This is a genomic window from Microbacterium sp. Leaf351 (assembly GCF_001423825.1).
GTDB lineage: Bacteria > Actinomycetota > Actinomycetes > Actinomycetales > Microbacteriaceae > Microbacterium > Microbacterium ginsengisoli.
Genome location: NZ_LMPK01000012.1, coordinates 30,813 through 31,454 on the forward strand (window position 1 = coordinate 30,813; position 642 = coordinate 31,454).

Below are 642 nucleotides of genomic sequence, written 5' to 3' on the forward strand. Positions count from 1 at the left end.
CGCGCGCCAGCCCTCGCCGAGCGCCCGCTCGAACGCGGCGAAGCGGGACGCCGGCACGCTGCGGTCGGCGGTGAAGCGCAGACCCAGGGCGCACAGTCCCTCATCGCGCACGCGGGTGGCAAGGGTCGCCTCGGCGGCCTCGGTGAGTCCGGTGGCGTGCGCGCCGGCGCCGAAGGCGGGCGGCAGGGCGGGCTGCGACAGCACCGGCGCGATGACGGCCGGCTCGACGGCGGCGGCGAGCGCGAAGCCGCCCGAGAAGCACATGCCGATCATGCCGACGCCGGCACCGCCCGACTCGGTGTGCAGGTCGCGCGCGAGCGCGCGGAGGTAGGACGTGACCGGCCGATCGGCCCGGCGGGCGAACGCCGCGAACTCGCGCGACACGCACATGCGCAGGGCGGAGGCCGCGAGGTAGCCGCCGGTCGCGGGACGACCCGGAGTGCCGATGATCGAGGGCACCGCGACGCGGAACCCCGCCTCGACGAGCAGGTCGGCGAGGCCGATCACCTCGGGGGTCGCACCGGGGATCTCGGGGACCAGAACGACGCCGGGACCGGTGCCGCGTCGGAACACCCGGTGGGTGAGGCCCGCGGCGGTGAAGTCTGCGGCATCCCATCTCTCGTCGAAGCCGTCGCTCACATC

At 75.9% G+C, this 642-nt stretch carries 1 protein-coding gene; it reads right to left on the minus strand.

Annotated elements, in window-relative coordinates:
- A partial coding sequence (locus ASG00_RS14370) for a dienelactone hydrolase family protein (RefSeq protein WP_327037488.1) occupies window positions 1-642 on the minus strand: 642 nt, incomplete at both ends.